Annotated in this window: 18 protein-coding genes; 11 read left to right on the top strand and 7 right to left on the bottom strand. The window is 66.4% G+C overall.

The genetic code is table 11. The annotated features are described in order from the left end of the window. Positions 1-2: 2 nt before the first annotated feature. Positions 3-974: an NAD-dependent epimerase/dehydratase family protein gene (locus ACW173_RS08135; protein ID WP_492084466.1), complete on the top strand. Its 972-nt coding sequence runs from the start codon at positions 3-5 to the stop codon at positions 972-974. On the opposite strand, the gene ACW173_RS08130 is transcribed toward ACW173_RS08135, so the two are convergent. From ACW173_RS08130 to ACW173_RS08110, 5 genes are all read right to left on the bottom strand, one after another. Then, the gene (locus tag ACW173_RS08130) at positions 962-1,855 is read right to left on the bottom strand and encodes a DMT family transporter (protein WP_492084465.1); all 894 of its coding nucleotides are present in this window, start codon (positions 1,853-1,855) and stop codon (positions 962-964) included. The genes ACW173_RS08135 and ACW173_RS08130 overlap by 13 nt on opposite strands. Next, the gene (locus tag ACW173_RS08125) at positions 1,852-2,742 is read right to left on the bottom strand and encodes an SDR family NAD(P)-dependent oxidoreductase (protein WP_492084463.1); all 891 of its coding nucleotides are present in this window, start codon (positions 2,740-2,742) and stop codon (positions 1,852-1,854) included. Before ACW173_RS08125 ends, ACW173_RS08130 begins: the two co-directional genes overlap by 4 nt. A gap of 107 nt (positions 2,743-2,849) precedes the next feature. After that, positions 2,850-3,041 (bottom strand): hypothetical protein, encoded by a 192-nt coding sequence (locus ACW173_RS08120; protein WP_492084462.1) that lies wholly within the window; start codon positions 3,039-3,041, stop codon positions 2,850-2,852. A gap of 75 nt (positions 3,042-3,116) precedes the next feature. After that, a complete protein-coding gene (locus ACW173_RS08115) occupies positions 3,117-4,037 on the bottom strand; it encodes a WecB/TagA/CpsF family glycosyltransferase (RefSeq protein WP_492084461.1) in 921 nt (306 codons plus the stop codon). A gap of 106 nt (positions 4,038-4,143) precedes the next feature. Beyond that, on the bottom strand, positions 4,144-5,142 hold the full coding sequence (locus ACW173_RS08110; protein ID WP_492084459.1) for an NADPH:quinone oxidoreductase family protein: 999 nt from the start codon (positions 5,140-5,142) through the stop codon (positions 4,144-4,146). A gap of 69 nt (positions 5,143-5,211) precedes the next feature. On the opposite strand from ACW173_RS08110, the gene ACW173_RS08105 reads away from it, so the two are divergent. After that, a complete protein-coding gene (locus ACW173_RS08105; protein WP_492084457.1) occupies positions 5,212-6,090 on the top strand; it encodes an isoaspartyl peptidase/L-asparaginase family protein in 879 nt (292 codons plus the stop codon). Here ACW173_RS08105 and ACW173_RS08100 read toward each other — a convergent pair whose 3' ends face one another. Continuing rightward, positions 6,091-6,516 (bottom strand): helix-turn-helix domain-containing protein, encoded by a 426-nt coding sequence (locus ACW173_RS08100; RefSeq protein ID WP_492084456.1) that lies wholly within the window; start codon positions 6,514-6,516, stop codon positions 6,091-6,093. A gap of 247 nt (positions 6,517-6,763) precedes the next feature. Here ACW173_RS08100 and pgm point away from each other — a divergent pair, with 247 nt between their 5' ends. From pgm to ACW173_RS08080, 4 genes are all read left to right on the top strand, one after another. Next, on the top strand, positions 6,764-8,404 hold the full coding sequence (gene pgm / locus ACW173_RS08095; RefSeq protein WP_492085946.1) for a phosphoglucomutase (alpha-D-glucose-1,6-bisphosphate-dependent): 1,641 nt from the start codon (positions 6,764-6,766) through the stop codon (positions 8,402-8,404). Positions 8,405-8,448: 44 nt separating this feature from the next. After that, complete coding sequence (locus ACW173_RS08090; RefSeq protein ID WP_492084454.1) at positions 8,449-10,107, top strand: lysine--tRNA ligase; 1,659 nt, start codon at positions 8,449-8,451, stop codon at positions 10,105-10,107. Positions 10,108-10,176: 69 nt separating this feature from the next. Then, the gene (locus ACW173_RS08085; protein WP_492084453.1) at positions 10,177-10,995 is read left to right on the top strand and encodes a hypothetical protein; all 819 of its coding nucleotides are present in this window, start codon (positions 10,177-10,179) and stop codon (positions 10,993-10,995) included. A 136-nt stretch (positions 10,996-11,131) separates the two neighbouring features. Next, entirely contained in the window at positions 11,132-11,341 is a 210-nt protein-coding gene (locus tag ACW173_RS08080) for a hypothetical protein (RefSeq protein WP_492084451.1), read from the top strand. 21 nt (positions 11,342-11,362) lie between these two features. On the opposite strand, the gene ACW173_RS08075 is transcribed toward ACW173_RS08080, so the two are convergent. After that, a complete protein-coding gene (locus ACW173_RS08075; protein WP_492084450.1) occupies positions 11,363-12,007 on the bottom strand; it encodes a S24 family peptidase in 645 nt (214 codons plus the stop codon). A 196-nt stretch (positions 12,008-12,203) separates the two neighbouring features. Between ACW173_RS08075 and ACW173_RS08070 the strand changes: the two genes are divergently transcribed. The 5 genes from ACW173_RS08070 (at position 12,204) to ACW173_RS08050 (ending at position 17,399) form a co-directional block, all read left to right on the top strand. Beyond that, positions 12,204-12,683 (top strand): MerR family transcriptional regulator, encoded by a 480-nt coding sequence (locus ACW173_RS08070; protein ID WP_492084449.1) that lies wholly within the window; start codon positions 12,204-12,206, stop codon positions 12,681-12,683. A gap of 107 nt (positions 12,684-12,790) precedes the next feature. Beyond that, positions 12,791-14,584 (top strand): acyl-CoA dehydrogenase C-terminal domain-containing protein, encoded by a 1,794-nt coding sequence (locus tag ACW173_RS08065; protein ID WP_492084447.1) that lies wholly within the window; start codon positions 12,791-12,793, stop codon positions 14,582-14,584. 2 nt (positions 14,585-14,586) lie between these two features. After that, positions 14,587-15,750 carry an acyl-CoA dehydrogenase family protein gene (locus tag ACW173_RS08060; protein WP_492084446.1) on the top strand — a complete coding sequence of 388 codons (1,164 nt, stop codon included), beginning with the start codon at positions 14,587-14,589 and terminating at the stop codon, positions 15,748-15,750. Further along, entirely contained in the window at positions 15,747-16,130 is a 384-nt protein-coding gene (locus ACW173_RS08055) for a hypothetical protein (RefSeq protein WP_492084445.1), read from the top strand. The genes ACW173_RS08060 and ACW173_RS08055 overlap by 4 nt, the downstream gene beginning before the upstream one ends. A gap of 63 nt (positions 16,131-16,193) precedes the next feature. Further along, a complete protein-coding gene (locus ACW173_RS08050; RefSeq protein ID WP_492084443.1) occupies positions 16,194-17,399 on the top strand; it encodes an acetyl-CoA C-acetyltransferase in 1,206 nt (401 codons plus the stop codon). Positions 17,400-17,412 lie beyond the last annotated feature (13 nt).

Here is a 17,412-nt window from a genome sequence, read left to right as displayed (position 1 = left end):
CCATGGCGACTCCGATCATCGTCACGGGCGCCGCCGGCTTTATCGGCATGCATGTGGCCGAACGTCTGCTGGATCGCGGCGCGACGGTGATCGGGGTCGACGTTTTCAACGCCTACTACGATCCGGCCCTGAAGGACGCCCGGGCCGCGCGCTTGGAGAGCCGCAACGGCTTCACGATGGTCCGCATGGACATCGCCGAGCACGAGGCTTTCGCCGCGCTGGTGAAGACCTCCGGCGCCAAGCAGGTTATCCACCTCGCCGCCCAGGCCGGCGTGCGTTACTCGATCGAGAATCCTTTCGCCTACGAGCGTTCGAACTTGGCCGGTCACCTGTCGGTGCTGGAGGCTTGCCGCCACGCGCAGGTCGAGCACCTCGTTTATGCCTCGTCGTCGTCGGTCTATGGCGACCGGCCGCTGAACGGCGACGGTTTCCGCGAGACCGATCCGGCCAACGAACCCGTCTCGTTGTACGCCGCCACCAAGCGCTCGTGCGAAATGCTGAGCCAGAGCTATGCGGCGCTGTACGGCTTCCCGCAGTCGGGCCTGCGGTTCTTCACCGTCTATGGCCCCTGGGGCCGCCCGGACATGGCCTACTACGGCTTCACCGAGAAGATGCTGAAGGGCGAGCCGATCGAGGTTTATGGCGAAGGCCAGATGGCGCGCGACTTCACCTTCATCGACGACATCGTCGACGGCGTCCTGGGCGTGCTGGACCATCCGCCTGAGCAAGGCGGCCACGAGATCTACAACATCGGCGACAACGATCCTGTCGGGCTGATGGAGATGATCTCGACCCTGGAAGCCGCGCTTGGCGTCGAGGCCCAGAAGAACTTCCTGCCGATGCAGCCCGGCGACGTCCCGGCGACCTTCGCCAATATCGACAAGCTCCAGGCGCTGTGCGGCTACCAGCCCAAGGTCAAGCTGGCGGAGGGCCTGGCGCGCTTCGTCGCGTGGCGGAAGGCCTACGCCGGCTGACCCATCGCCTGCTTGGCCGCCTGGTGCTCGCGCCAGGAGATGAACAGAGTCGAGACCACCACGATCGCCGCGCCGAGAAGCACCGCCGGTTTCGGGACCTCGTGGAACAGCAGGAAGCCGGCGCCGACCGCGAACACCAGGCGCGTATAGTCGATTGGCGCCATGACCGCCGCCTCGCCAGCCTCCATGCCCTTGATGTAGGCCCCTTGGGTAAAGGTGCCGATCACGCCCATGGCGGCCAACAGACCCAGGTCCGGCAGGGTCGGCCACCTCCAGACGAACAGGGCCGGCGGAATGGCGAAGACCAGTCCCAGAACAGCGGCATAGACCAGCAGCACGAACGGACTGTGGTCGCGGGTCATCACCTTCATGCCGGTGATGGTCAGGGCGAACAGGAAGGCCGAGATCAGGGCGCTGGCCTGCGGCCAGCCGATCCAGGCGGCGGCTCCGCCGGCTCCTGGTCGTAGCATGATCAACACGCCAAGGAAGCCGACCAGGGCCGCGCCGATCCGGAGCGGTCCGATCGGCTCGCGCAGCACGAAGGCGGCCAGCGGGACCAGCCACAGCGTCCGGGTGAACGACAGGGCGTTGGCGTCGGCCAGGGGCAGCTTCTGATAGGCGTAGAAGCCCAGGATCAGCGCCAACACCCCAGCGCTGGAGCGGAAGATCAGGATCCCCGGGCGGGTCGTGCGGAACGCCGCCCGCCAGTCGCGGGCGATCAGCGGCAGGAGAATGAGCACCCCCGCCAACTGTCGGTAGAAGGTCTGGAGCGCGGCCGGATAGCCGGGTCCCAGGACCTTGATCAGGGTGGTCATCGCCGTGAAGCCGACCGCCGAGGCCAGCATCCAGAGGGCGCCGCGCAGGTTTGGGGTGAGGGTCACCCCGCCCCGCCGGCCGCGACCAGCTGGGCGCGCATCGCCTCGGCCTGCTCGGGCGTGATGCCCATGGCCGCCAGGATCGGCGACGGCGTGTTCCTGTCCCAGGCACTGCGGGGGCCGACCGTGATGCCGCCGTCGACGACGATGTGCGTGCCTGTCACGAACTTGGAGTCGTCGCTGGCTAGGTAGAGCGCCGCGGCGGCGATGTCCTCCGGCAGGCCCGACTTGGGGATCGGCTGGATCTTGGGACCGATCGAAGCGATCTGCGCGGCCATCTGGTCGGCGACCTCGCGCGGCAGGCCCATCGAGGCCCCGAAGATCGAGGTGGCGATCAGGCCCGGGCAGATGGCGTTGACCCGGATCTTCAGCGGTGACAGCTCGGCCGCCGCGCAGCGACTCATATGGATCACCGCCGCCTTGGCGGCCGAATAGGCCAACGGGCCGAAGCCCGCCTGCAGGCCGGCGATCGAGGCGGTGTTGATGATCGAGCCGCCGCCGCGCTTCAGCATCAACGGCAGGGCCTGCTTCATGCCGATGGCCGGACCGCGCACCAAGAGAGCGAAGGTCTTGTCCCAGCCCTCGACGGTCAGCTCGGGCACGCTCGCGGGCGTGCCGCCATGGCCGGCGTTGTTGAACAGGATGTCGAGGCCGCCGAAGCTCTCCTCGGCCAGGGCCATGGTCTTGGCCAGATCGTCTTCCGAGGTGACATCGCAACGCGAGAAGCGGACCTTGTCGGGGAAACGCTTCTCCAGCATCTCGCCCTTCTCGGCCTGCAGGTCGGCGGCGACCACGCACGCCCCCTCGGCCACGAACAGCTCGACCGCGCCGAGCCCGATGCCCGAGCAGCCCCCGGTGACGACGGCGACCTTGCCGTCCAGACGTCCGACCATGGAAATTCCCTCCGCGTCCCCGACCTCTTCGCGGGTCAGTGATCAATGATCATATTCGCGGAGCAAACAGATGTTGGCTAGGGACTTTTGTCCTCCCAACGCCGGGGTCAGGCCGGTCGGCGGGTCAGCGGTTCCAGGTAGCGGCCCAAATGGCTGACGGCCAGCCACAGCATGCAGGGCACGAGCAGCACCGCCCAGGCCAGGCCCAGGCCCACCAGACCCACGCCCGCCACGGCGCGGTGAGCGAAACCGGAGCGCTCGTTCGCCTCCAGCGTCATCACACGAATATCCAGCCCCATTAGACTTCGCGCCCCCAATTCCAGATCGCGAATGTCGCGACCTTGCCGCAAGCGGCCCCCAGCAGAACAGTCATTCTAGCGCGCCGCCTCGTTGCGGGCACGCATTTGCTCCCAACGGGCGGCATCGGCCGCACGCGGATCGCCTTCCGTCAGGCGCCGGGAAACGGCCCTGACCACGTCGCGGCAGGCCGGACCGACCAGCGACCACGGCTCGACGCAATAGCGCGAGAATAGCCGCTGAGGGTCGTTCATCAGCCGGAACAGCCATTCCATGCCCATCGGCCCCATCCAGCGCGGAGCCGCGATCTGGACGCCGGCTTCGTAGTCGAAGGCGCCGCCCACCGTGAAGGTCACCGCCGGGCCATAGGCCTTATGGTTCTCCAGGGTCCAGACTTCCTGGCGCGGCATGCCCATGCCGACCAGGACGATATCGGGTTGGTATTCGCGGATGGCCTCGACCACCGCGGTGTTTTCAGCCGAGCCTTGCGTCACGTCGAAATAGCCGTGATGGCTGGCGATCTGGGCCGCGGGATAGTCCTGGTGGATCCGCGTGATCGCCTGGTCGGCCACGCCAGGCGCGCCGCCCACGAAGAAGACCTTCCAGTTCTTCTCGATAGCCAGGGCCCAGAAGTCGTCGCGCCAGTCCAGATACGTGCAGCGATGGAAACGGCGGCTGGCGCGGCCCACCAAGCGCGCCCAGAAAATCAGCGGCACGGAGTCGACCTCGATCAGGTCGGCTTCTTTGTAGAACTCACCGATCTGGTGGTCAGCGCCCATCAGATACAGGCTGTGGAGGTTGTGGTTGGCGACGATGGCGCTCTGGCGCGTTTCCAGCTTGCCCGTGACGAAGTGGAACACTTCCTCCGGGCGCACGAGGTCCATGGTCCCGCCCAGCACACGCACGCGCTCTTCCGGGCGCCGCGTGAGCCGGTAAGGACGCCGCATGGCGGCCGGCGCCGCTTCGCTGGCGACGCTCTGCTCTTGTGGGACGTACATCTCCGCAGAGTCTCCTAGTCTCGAGGAGGCACTCTGCGGGTATGTCGTGTTTCCTTTGCTAAAAAGGATACTTAGCGGGATTTAACCACGATCGACGGTAACCATCCTAGTCAACCGTGATGACTACCTTGCCCATGGCCTTGCGGCTGGAAAGGTGGGCGATCGCCTCGCCGGCGCGGGCCAGTGGGAAGCGTTCGGAGACGTACGGCTTGATCTTGCCTGTTGCGTACAGATCCATCAGCTCGCGGAGGTTCTGGGCATGTCCCTTGGGATCGCGCGCCACCGCCGCGCCCCAGAACACCCCGACGATATCGCAAGATTTCAACAGCGTGAGATTCAACGGGATTTTCGGAATTCCCGACGGGAAACCGATGACCAGGAAGCGGCCGTTCCAGCCCGCCGCGCGGATGGTCGCTTCGGAGTAATCGCCACCGACCGCGTCATAGGCGACGTCCCAGCCATTGGGTCCGCAGGCGTCCTTGATAAGGTTGGCCAGGGCCTTCTGGCCGTCCTTGTCGAACGGTCCACGCGGATAGACGACGCCGCTGTCGGCGCCGTGCTTGATGGCCAAATCTATTTTTTCCTGGCTGGACGCCGCAGCGATAACGCGCACCCCCATAGCCTTGCCCAGCTCGACCGCCGCCAGGCCAACGCCACCAGCCGCACCCAAAACGAGTAGGGTTTCGCCGGCCTTCACGTGCCCGCGATCCTTCAGGGCATAGTACGAGGTGCCGTAGGTCAGAACGAAAGCGGCGGCCTGGTCGAACGGCATGTCGTCGGGAATGTGGGTGCAGCGCTGCTCTTCCAACGCCAGCTTCTCGGCGAAGCCGCCCCACCCGGTCGACGCCAGGATGCGATCGCCGACCTTGAAGCGGGTGACCCCTTCGCCCACCGCCGAGATCACGCCCGACACCTCGCCGCCCGGCGCGAATGGACGCGGCGGCTTGAACTGGTACTTGTCCTCGATGATCAGGACGTCGGGATAGTTCACCCCGCAAGCCTTGACGTCGATCAGCACTTGGCCGGGACCGGCGACGGGATCGGGCAGCTCCTCAAGCACCAGGGTCTCGGGACCGCCGACCTCTTTGCTGAGCACCGCCTTCATCTGTCTTCTCCCGGGTTTCTTCGTTAAGAGCCCGGACGCTAGCGCGGGACGCCGGGCCAAGGAAGCAGAATGTCAAACAAACGTTTTAGTCTCGCTCTACACGGCGGCGCGGGCGCCAAGCCTGGCCATGACTACACGATCGAGATCGCCCACATGCGCGGCCTGGTCGAAGCCGCGCGCGACCGCTTGGCCGCCGGGGCCAGCGCCCTGGATGTCGCCGTCGAGACGGTGGTCCAGTTGGAGGCCAGCGGCCTCTACATCGCCGGCAAGGGCGCCTCGCCCAATGCCGACGGCGCGTACGAGCTGGACGCCAGCCTGATGTGCGGCGCGACCCGGCGCGCCGGCTCGGTGGCCGCCCTGCAAGGCTTCAAGAGCCCGATCCTGGCGGCCCGCGCGGTGATGGAGCGGACCCCGCACGTGATGCTGGCCGGCCAGGGCGCGATCGACTTCGCCCGCGAACAGGGATTGGAGATGGTCGAGGATCCCGCGAGCTGGTTCACCCACGCCGGGGCCTTCGAGGACAATCATCCACCGGGCGCTTTACCTGTCGGCACGGTCGGCTGCGTGGTCCGCGACGCCGAGGGCCGCCTGGCGGCCGCCACTTCGACCGCTGGCGTATTCGGCAAGCGGCCGGGCCGGGTCGGCGACAGTCCGATCATCGGGGCGGGCGCCTGGGCCGACGGCCATGCGGCGGTCTCGTGCACTGGTCAGGGCGAATATTTTATCCGCACGGCCGTCGCCGCCCAGATCGCTCACCGGGTGCGGTTCGGCGGCGAGCGCCTGGAAGACGCCGCGCGGGCCGCCATCCGGGGCGTGGCCGACCTGGGCGGACACGGGGGCCTGATCGCGGTGGATCGTGAGGGCCAAATCGCCATGCCGTTCGCGTCTAGCGGGCTGAAGCGCGCCGCCCTGCTGCCGGACGGCTTGATCGTCAGCGAAGCCTTCTGATCACTGGTCCTCTTCGGCGGCCATGGTCCGGACCAGATCCAGGATCTGGCGCCGCACCCGGCCGCTGGCGATGCGCGGAAAGATCTCGGCCAGCTCGACGCCTTCCGAAGTCTGCAGGAAGGTCTGCATCACCTCCTGGACCCGGATCGTCGTCCCGTCGGGACCGGTCCCTTCGATCGGATCCGGCAGACCGTCGAAGAAGTAGGAGACCTCGACACTCAGGATCTCGGCGATGCGAAACAGCTTGCTGGCGCTGATCCGGTTGGCGCCGCGCTCATATTTCTGGACCTGCTGGAACGTCAGGCCCAGACTGTCGGCCAGCTGGTCCTGGCTGACGCCGAGCAGCTTGCGGCGCATGCGGACCCGTTCGCCGACGTGAGTGTCAACCGCACTGGAGCGGCGTCCTTCGGTGGTCTCGTAGGTCACTTCGCGTTCGCCCTTATGCGTGGTATGGACGGCTGGAATTCGCCCCCAGGTTACAATTTTCTGGCGAATATTCCACGTTGTACTGCCAACTAGACGTCACCCGCGAGTTGGAGCCGCACCCCGTGCGGGAAATTTTTTCAATCGCGAACGACGTTGTCCCGTTCCGGCGATACTTGATGAAAACCACACGGAACCCGACTAGGGGAGTGACCCGTTGCGCTCCGACGACGAACTTATCGCAGGTGTCTTGATGCACAGCCGCGCCGGCCTTCGGGCTCTTCCCGAGGATCTGATCGACCTGGAGGCGCTGATCAGCGCCTATTACGAGACCAAGCCGGACGTCGCCAACCCCGCCCAGAAGGTGGTGTTCGGCACCTCGGGACACCGCGGTTCCAGCCTGGACGGCGGCTTCAACGAGAACCACATCCTGGCCGTTACCCAGGCCGTGGTCGAGCACCGCGCCTCGCAAGGCGTCACCGGCCCGATCTTCGTCGGCCGCGACTCCCATGGCCTGTCCGAGCCGGCCTTCAGCTCGGTGCTGGAGGTGCTGGCCGGCAACGGCGTAACGGCGTTGATCGACAGCCGCGACGGCTACACCCCGACCCCGTCGGTGTCGCACGCCATCCTGACCTGGAATCGCGAGAACAACGCGCAAGCCGATGGCCTGCTGCTCACGCCCTCGCACAACCCGCCGCGTGACGGCGGCATCAAGTACAACCCCCCGAGCGGCGGCCCGGCCGACAGCGGCGCGACCTCGGCCATCGCCGCCCGCGCCAACGACCTGTTGGCGCGGGGTCTGGCAGGCGTGAAGCGCGTGAGCTTCGACGAGGCCCACAAGGCCGCTGGTCGCCACGACTTCCTGGGCCGCTATGTCGACGACCTGCCCAGCGTCATCGACATGGAGGCTATCCGCGCGGCCGGGGTGCGCATCGGCGCCGACCCGCTGGGCGGCGCGGCCGTCGCCTACTGGGGCGCGATCGCCGAGCGGCACAAGCTGAACCTGACCGTGGTCAACGACGCCGTCGACCCGCGCTGGGCGTTCATGCCGCTCGACACCGACGGCAAGATCCGCATGGACTGCTCGTCGGCCAGCGCCATGGCCAACCTGATCGAGATCATGAAAGGCGGCGCGGCCTATGACGTGGCGACCGGCAACGACGCCGACGCCGACCGCCATGGCATCGTCACCCCCGACGGCGGGCTGATGAACCCCAACCACTACCTCGCCGCGGCGATCTCGTACCTGTTCACCCATCGTCCGGGCTGGGGCGTCGACGTCGCGGTCGGCAAGACCCTGGTCTCGTCGTCGATGATCGACCGCGTGGTCTCAGGGCTTGGCCGTCGCCTGCTGGAGGTGCCGGTCGGCTTCAAATATTTCGTCCCGGGCCTGCTGGACGGCTCGGTCGGCTTCGGCGGCGAGGAATCGGCCGGCGCGGCCTTCCTGCGCCACGACGGCGGCGTGTGGACCACCGACAAGGACGGTCTGCAACTGGCTTTGCTGGCCGCCGAGATCCAGGCCAAGACCGGCCAGAGCGCCAGCCAGCTCTATGCCGACCTCACCGCGAAATATGACGCTCCCTCCTATGCCCGTGTCGACGCCCCGGCGAGCCGCGAGGAGAGGGCGCGCCTGGCCAAGCTCAGCCCCAGCGACGTCTCGGCCAAGACCCTGGCCGGCGAGCCGATCACCGACATTCTCACCAACGCCCCCGGCAATGGCGAGGCGATCGGCGGCCTGAAGGTGACGACCAAGAACGCCTGGTTCGCCGCGCGGCCCTCGGGCACCGAGGACGTATACAAGGTCTATGCGGAGTCGTTCCTGGGCCCGGATCACTTGAAGCAAGTTCAGGCCGAGGCCCGCGAGGTGGTGGCCGGGGCGCTGAAGGGGTGACGCAAAGCTAGCCCTCTGGCGCTACAGCGTTTATACGCCGCGCCATGTTTGAAGGCCTCTCCCCCCTCGCCCGCGAAGCCCGCTCCTGGCCGTTCGAGCAGGCGCGCGCCACGATCGCCCGCGTCCTGCGCGTGCGCCTTCCCGACCGCGCCGACCAGGAAGCCGCCAAGGCCCTGATCGACGCCGGCAAGACCGACGAGGCGGTGAAAGCCTATCCGGCGCTCTCCAAAGCCGTGATCTTCGAGACGGGCTATGGTCCGTCGGGCCTGCCGCACCTGGGCACGTTCGGTGAAGTCGCGCGCACGACCATGGTGCGCCAGGCCTTCCGCGCGCTGGTCGATGACCACATCCCGACCCGCCTGATCGCCTTCAGCGACGACATGGACGGCCTGCGCAAGGTTCCCGACAATATCGAGAACAAGCAGCCGCTGATCGAGGACCTGGGCAAGCCGCTGACGGTCGTCCGCGATCCGTTCGGCACCCATGACAGCTTCGGCGCCCACAACAACGCCCGCCTGCGCGCGTTCCTGGACGGCTTCGGCTTCGAGTACGAGTTCGTCTCCTCGACCGACTGCTACAAGAGCGGCCTGTTCGACGCGACGCTGCTGACGGCGCTTGAGCGCTTCGACGCCATCCAGAAGGTCATGCTGCCGACCCTGGGCGAGGAGCGCCGCGCGACCTATTCGCCGTTCCTCCCGGTCAGCCCGACCACCGGCAAGGTGCTGCAGGTCCCGACCCTGGAGCGCAACGTCGAGAAGGGCACGATCGTCTTCGAGGACGAGGACGGCTCCAAGGTCGAGGTCCCGGTGACCGGCGGCCGTGTCAAGATGCAGTGGAAGCCCGACTGGGCCATGCGCTGGACCGCCCTGGGCGTCGACTACGAGATGTCGGGCAAGGACCTGATCGACTCGGTCAAGGCCTCGGGCGCGATCTGCAAGGCGCTGGGCGGGGTTCCGCCGGAGGGCTTCAACTACGAGCTCTTCCTGGACGAGAACAACCAGAAGATTTCCAAGTCGAAGGGCAACGGCCTGTCGATGGAGGACTGGCTGCGCTACGGGGCTCCGGAGAGCCTGTCGTACTATATGTTCCAGAGCCCCAAGTCGGCCAAGAAGCTCTATTTCGACGTCATCCCCAAGGCGACGGACGAATATCTACAGCAGCTGGACGCCTATCAGCGCCAGGAGCCGGCCAAGCAGTTGGACAACCCGGTCTGGCACATCCACTCGGGCCGCCCGCCGCAATACGGCTCGCCGGTGTCGTTCAGCCTGATGCTGAACTTGGTGTCGGCCGCCGACGCCTCGACCAAGGAAATCCTCTGGGGCTTCCTGTCGCGCTACATCCCGGGCGCTTCGCCGGAGACCCAGCCGCTGCTAGATCGCCTGGCCGGCTACGCGATCAACTACTACGAGGACTTCGTCAAACCGACGAAGACCTTCCGCGCCCCGACCGACCAGGAGCGCGCCGCGATGTTGGACCTGCTTGCCAAGCTGAAGGCCATGCCGGCCGACGCCCCGGACGCCGAGTTGATCCAGAACGAGGTCTTCGAGGTCGGCAAGACCCACGGCTTCGACCCGCTGCGCGCCTGGTTCCAGGCCCTATACGAGGTCCTGCTGGGCCAGAGCCAAGGCCCCCGCTTCGGCTCGTTCGCGGCGATCTTCGGGATCGACCGCACGATCGCGCTAATCGAAGAGAAGTTGGGCTAAGCACGATTTACAATCGTCAGATGATTTAGAATGATCCCCCGGAGCGCTCGGCGTTTCGGGGGATTTTCTTTGCTCGCCATCATCGCGGCCGCTGCCGCCCTGACCGTGTCGCCGGCCGAGATCACCGCCTGCCTCGGCGTGGATAAGGCCTATGCGGACTGGGCCGCCATCGCGCGTGAGAAGGCCATGATGTCGGAGGAAGCTTGGCATTCCGCCTGCCGGCAGACTCGCGACGCCAATGCGCGACGTGTCTCGGCGATAAGGACCTTGCTGGCCACGGGCGCCTCTCCCGTCGGCGGCTTCCCGGCGGCGACCGCCCAACTGGCCAATGCGCGAAAGGCCGCGGACCCGACGGTCGCGGAGCTGTTCCGCGTCGTCGCCGTCGAACAGGCGGCGCGGGAAGGCCTGCGCTCTGGGCCGGTCAACGCCGGCATCTCGCCCCTGGCGATGCGCCTTTACCGGGCCGTGGTCGCCGTGGATGCTACGAATGCCGACATACGGAGCCGCGCCTGGCTGAAGCCTGTCATCGCGCGCCGAGGCTGGTTCACGATCAGCCGCGACGGGGCCGAAGCCGACAAAGCCGCCCAGCTGATCGTTCAGCACGCAGACGCCGACGTCACCTTCAAGGGCGAAATGATCGCTTTGATGGAGCCGCTGGTCGAGGCCGGCGAAAGCGATCGCGGCTTCTTCCCCTACATGTACGACCGCTGGGCAGCCCAGGCCGGCAAGCCGCTGCGCTTCGGTTTCCAAGGAGCGTGCAAGTCAAAGGGTGTGTGGGAGCCGCTGCCGATCGAGGATCCAGAACATCTCGACGAGCGCCGCCGCCGGTATGGTGTGACGCGAAGCTTCGCCGAAGAGAAGAGTCTGAACAGCGCCCGTTGCCCCTAGAGGATGAATCCTCGCGACCTGCGACACCATGTCTCCGCAAATGAACGAAGTCTGAATTCGCTATTAAGGGTCCGACCACCTTTCGGAGTCTAGGCTCGGACCATCAGAACCAAGATTAGTCATCAAGGTTAGTCCAATGGCCTCCTTCACGCTTCGCCCTACCGACCGTCAAGAATACGATTCCTTGCTGGGCGGCATCATCCAACAGTTCCCCGACGCTCACGTCGAGGCCGCGCACAACGATACCTGGGCCTCGTACCGCCTGGACGTGTCGTGCGAGGATCCGTCGGCTGGCCCGCTGATCGCCTGGCTGCTCGACACCCACGCCAGCTGCCCGCGCACCTAGGTCAGCTACTCGGGGTCGGTTCTACTGGCTGACCCAGACAATCCGAGCGATCCAGGCGACCTCGTCTCGCGACAGCAGGCGATCGTCGCCGGACCCGCTGAACGGCAAGAGCTCGATCGTCCTGGCCGTCACCCGGCCCAGCTCCCGCACCAGAACCTCGCCCATGCTCGTCCGCGCCACCACGCGGTCGCCCTTGCGTGGTTCGACGGTTGGCGAGACCAACAGGCGGTCGCCGTCGCGATAGACCGGGGCCAACGCGCTCCCCGACACTTCCAGCGCGAACAGGCCCTCGCCCAGATCCGGCGCGGAGACCTCGTCCCAGCCGACGCCGACCGGCATTCCTGCCTCGTCGAAGAAGCCTTCCCGTCCCGCCAGCTCCAACGCGATCAGCGGCGCGCCGCGTCGTCTCGGTACGCGCACCGGCGCCCTTTCGGTCAGCGCCGCGAATTCAGAGAAATTGACCCCGGTCGCCTCGAGGAGCTTGGCCAGACTCTCGGTCGAGGGCCAGCGTGCACGGCCGTCAGCCTCGATCGAACCACGCTTGGAGCGGTTGAAGCTGGTGGGGTCCAGGCCCGCCATCCGGGCCATGGCCGACGGCGTCATGTCGAACCGCTCGGCCAAGGCGTCGATGGCCCGCCAGATTTCGCCGTGAGATAGAGTCGCCATCCGGCGTCCTCCTCTTGCAGTCGGCCTTCCCCAGGAAAATACGCCCTCCGGTCTAGGAAAGTAAACCTATCAACCGGATGCAAGTTGACGTTTACGTAAGCGTTGACGGTCGCCCGATATCGGGTTTAGGGTGATCGTCGATAACCAAGCGGCCCGGCCGCGGTAGCCGGGCCCACTTTCCGGGAGGTTTCAACCCATGGCCGACCTGCGACGCCCCGAGCGGACCTTTACGATCCGCCAGCTCTGCAACGAATTCAAAGCGACGCCGCGCGCCCTGCGCTTCTACGAGGACAAGGGCCTGCTGAACCCGGCCCGTGAAGGGCTGAACCGCGTCTACTCCCACAAGGACCGCGTCCGCCTGCAGTTGATCCTGCGCGGCAAGCGCGTGGGCCTGTCGCTGACCGAGATCCGCGAACTGCTCGACCTGTATGACGAGAACGACGAAGGCGCGGCGCAGATGGCCCGCTCGCTGAAGAAGTTCCGCGAACGCGCCAACGCCCTCGAGCAACAGCGCGAGGACATCGACAACGCCCTGATCGAACTGCGCGAGGCCTGCAACCGCCTCGAAAAGCGCCTCGCCGAGATCCGTCCCGACCTGCTGCCCCGCGCGGCCGACTACGAGCAGGTGCTGCGCGCCCGCCTCGACGGTCACGGCGAAGCGATGTTGGGCAAGTAAGACACCCTTCTATGGCGCCGTCTCCGTGCAAGACCTGCGCGAGACGGCGGCCGCACAACCGTTCCCTCTCCCGATCACTCTTTTCAGTTCCCTGGCAGGACCGCTTCATGACCTATCAGCCGCCCGTTCGCGACCACGCCTTCATCCTGCGTGACGTGCTCAACATTGATCAGCACGGCGACCTGCCCGGCTTCTCCGACGCGCCGTTCGAGACGGTGGAGCAGATCCTCGAGGCCGCCGCCCAGTTCACCGGCGAGGTCCTGGCCCCGTTGAACACGGTCGGCGACAAGAGTGGTTGTAAACTGGATCCGGCCACCAACGTCGTCACCACGCCGCCGGGCTTCAAGGACGCCTATAAGCAGTTGTGCGAAGGCGGCTGGACGGGCCTCGGCTCAGACCCGGCCTATGGCGGCCAAGGCCTGCCGCACGTCGTCAACTTGGCTTTCAGCGAGATGTCGAGCTCGGCCAACATGGCCTTCTCGATGTATCCGGGCCTGGCCCACGGCGCCTATTCGGCCATCCATACGGGCGGCAGCGACGAGCAGAAGCAGACCTACCTGCCCAAGATGGTCACCGGCGAATGGACCGGCACCATGAACCTGACCGAGCCGCACTGCGGCACCGACCTCGGCTTGCTGCGCACCAAGGCGGTCCCGCAGGCGGACGGCAGCTACAAGATCACTGGCCAGAAGATCTGGATCTCGGCCGGTGAGCACGACATGTCGGACAACATCGTCCACCTGGTGCTGGCCCGCATCGAGGGCGCTCCGGCCGGCGTGAAGGGCATCAGCCTGTTCATCGTGCCGAAGTTCTTCCCCAAGGAAGACGGCTCGGTCGGAGAGCGTAACCAGGGCGTCAAGTGTGTCGGCCTGGAAGAGAAGATGGGCATCCACGGCAACGCCACCTGCGTCATGCAGTACGACGACGCCGAGGGCTATCTGATCGGCGAGGAAAACTCGGGCCTCAAGATCATGTTTGTCATGATGAACGAGGCGCGCCTGGGCGTCGGAATGCAGGGCGTGGCCCAGGGCGAAGCGGCGTATCAAGCCGCCGTCGCCTTCGCCAAGGACCGCCTTCAAGGCCGCTCGCTGACCGGCCCGAAGAACGCCGACGGCCCAGCCGACCCGATCATCGTCCACCCGGACGTCCGCCGCATGCTGCTGGAGAGCAAGGCCCTGATCGAAGGCGGCCGCGCCTTCCTGTTCTGGACCGCCCTGCACGGCGACCTGTCGCACGTGCACCCGGACGCCGCCGTTCGCGAAAAGTCGTCGGACTATATGGGCCTGATGACCCCGGTGCTGAAAGGCTACCTGACCGACAAGGGCTTCGAGGTCTGCTCGAACGCGGTGCAGGTGCACGGCGGCAGCGGCTTTACCGAGCACTTCCCGGTCAGCCAGTTCATGCGCGATTGCCGCATCGCTCTGATCTACGAGGGCACCAATGGCGTCCAAGCCCTGGACCTGGTCGGCCGCAAGCTGGCCGCCAAGGGCGGTCGCGCGGTCATGACCTTCTTCCAGGAAGTCGACCAGTTCATCGGTGAGAACGATGGCGACGAGGCCCTGAAGCCCTTCATCGAAGCCCTGTCGGGCGTGAAGGCCCAACTGCAGGACGGCACCATGTGGCTGATGCAGAACGGGCTGCAGAACCCCGACAACGCCGGCGCGGCCTCGACCGACTACATGCACCTCTTCGGCCTTACGGGTCTGGCTTACATGTGGGCGCTGATGGCCAAGGCGGCCAACGCCAAGATCGCGGCCGGCTCGTCCGACCCGTTCTTCACGACCAAGCTGGTCACGGGCCGCTATTTCATCGAACGCATCTTGCCTGACGCCGGGGCACACCTGGCCAAGCTGAAGACCGGCTCGGCGACCCTGATGGCGCTGCCCGCGGAGGCCTTCTGATCATGAGCGTGCTCAACGTCGAAAAACCCGCCTTCATGGCCGAAGAGGACATCGCGATCTTCGAGGACGCGGTGGGCAAGTTCTTCGATGAGCACGCGCCTGAGCAGACGGTCGCGAAGTGGCGCAAGAACCACTGCGTCGACCGCGACATGTGGACCAAGGCTGGAGAGGCCGGCTTGCTCGGCCTCTCCACGCCCGACCAGTACGGCGGGGCCGGCGGCGACTATCGCCACGAGGTCGTGCTGATGGACATGCTGGGGCGCAAGGGCGTCGACGGCTTCGGCGCCAGCCTGCACAACGCCATCGTCATGCCGTACATCTTCCACTACGGCACGGAAGAGCAGAAGCAGCGCTGGCTGCCGCGCCTGGCCACCGGCGAGCTGGTCGGCGCCATCGCCATGACCGAGCCGGGCGCCGGTTCGGATCTTCAAGGCATCACGACCACCGCCAAGAAGTCCGGCAACCAGTACGTCATCAACGGCTCCAAGACCTTCATCACCAATGGCCAGACGGCCAATCTGATCATTGTCGTCGCCAAGACCGATCCGGCCGGCGGCGCGCGCGGCACCTCGCTGATGATCGTCGAGACCGACGGCGCCGAGGGCTTCGAGCGCGGTCGCAACCTCGACAAGCTGGGTCACGAAGCCCAGGACACGTCCGAGCTGTTCTTCAACGACGTGAAGGTTCCGACCGAGAACCTGCTCGGGACCGACGAGGGTCAGGGCTTCTACCAGCTGATGGGCCAGCTGCCGCAGGAGCGGCTGAACATCGCCGTGCAGGGCATGGCCACGATCGAGCGGGCGCTCGAGCTGACCATCGACTACGTCAAGCAGCGCAAGGCGTTCGGAAAGGCGATCATCGACTTCCAGAACACCCAGTTCGTCCTGGCCGAGTGCAAGACCGAGGCGACCGTGGCCAAGGTTTTCGTCAACCACTGCATCGGCCAGCACCTGGATAGCAAGCTCGACGCGGCCACCGCCTCGATGGCCAAGTACTGGGTCAGCGACCTGGAGAACAAGATCGTCGACCGCTGCCTGCAGCTGTTCGGCGGCTATGGCTTCATGAACGAGTACCCGATCGCGCGCATGTACAAGGACAGCCGCATCCAGCGCATCTACGGCGGCACCAACGAGATCATGAAACTCCTGATCGCGAGGACGCTGTGATCGTACTTCCCCTGATCGCCCTGCTGGCCGGCCCCGCCCCTGCGCCGCCGGCCCAAGCCGACGCCCGTTCGGCCGTCGTCTGCGTGCGCGCCGTCAAGGGCCCGCGCCCATTGACCTTCTCAGGCGAGCTGGTCGGCAAGCGACCGCAACCAGGCGCGTTCAAGCTGCCGCTGACGCCGCCGGGCAAGGACGTCTGCAACACGCTGCTGCGTTCCAAGATCGCCGAATGGAAGCTGGAGGTCACGACCTCGGGCTTCACCGCCTGCTCGCTGCCGCCGCCCGAGTTCGGCTCGCGCCTGTACTACCGCGCCAAGGCCTCGGCCAGCGGGCTGAAGTGCGAGCCCATCGGCAAGTATCCGATCGGAAACTGGAAACAATAGGCGCCGGGACTCAACCCGCGCTTTCAACGACACGAACACCGCTTCGCAGGAAGGAGCCATTCCATGGCTGACGCTTACATCTTCGACGCCGTGCGCACGCCGCGCGGCAAGGGCAAGAAGGACGGGTCTCTGCACGAGATCACCGCCCTGTCGCTGGCCAGCCAGGTGCTGGAAGCCCTCCGCGACCGCAACAACCTCGACACCAAGTATGTCGATGACGTCGTCCTGGGCTGCGTCGCCCCGGTCGGCGAGCAGGGCAGCGACATCGCCCGCACCGCCGTCCTGACCGCCGACTACGCCGAGAGCGTCGCCGGCGTGCAGATCAACCGCTTCTGCGCCTCGGGCCTGGAAGCTGTGAACATGGCCGCCGCCAAGGTCGCCTCGGGCGAAGCCAGCCTGGCCATCGGCGGTGGCGTCGAGAGCATGAGCCGCGTGCCCATGGGCAGCGACGGCGGCGCCTGGCCGACCGACCCGTCCTCGGCCTTCAAGACCTATTTCGCCCCGCAAGGCGTGTCGGCCGACCTGATCGCCTCGCTTTACGGCTTCAGCCGCGACGACGTCGACGCCTACGCCGTCGAGAGCCAGAAGCGCGCCGCCGCCTCGTGGGCCGACGGTCGTTTCAAGAAGTCGGTGGTCGGCGTGAAGGACCAGTTGGGCATCACGATCCTGGACCATGACGAGACCGTCCGCGGCTCGACCACCATGCAGACCCTGGCCTCGCTGAACCCGTCGTTCACCGGCATGGGCGAGATGGCCTTCGACGCCGTCGTCACTCAGCGCTATCCGCAGGTGGAAAAGGTGAATCACGTCCACCACGCCGGCAACAGCTCGGGCATCGTCGACGGCGCCGCCGGCGTCCTGATCGGCACCAAGGAAATGGGCGAGGCCCTGGGCCTGAAGGCTCGCGCCCGCATCAAGGGCGCCGCCTCGATCGGTTCGGAGCCCTCGATCATGCTGACGGGTCCGTCGCTGGTCGCCGAGAAGCTGCTCAAGAAGCTGAAGATGGAGGTCTCCGACATCGACCTCTACGAGCTGAACGAAGCCTTCGCCGCCGTCGTCCTGCGCATGATGCAGGCGCTGGACATCCCGCACGACAAGATGAACGTGAACGGCGGCGCCATCGCCATGGGCCACCCGCTGGGCGCCACCGGCGCGATGATCCTGGGCACCATGCTCGACGAGCTGGAACGCTCGGACAAGGAAACCGCCCTGATCACCCTGTGCGTCGGCGCCGGCATGGGCACCGCCACCGTCATCGAACGCGTCTAAGGCCTAGGAGCTA

It is taken from the genome of Caulobacter sp. ALps2 (assembly GCF_058681635.1).
Note: the sequence above shows the minus strand (reverse complement) of the source record. Positions and strands in the feature narration are given on the sequence as shown.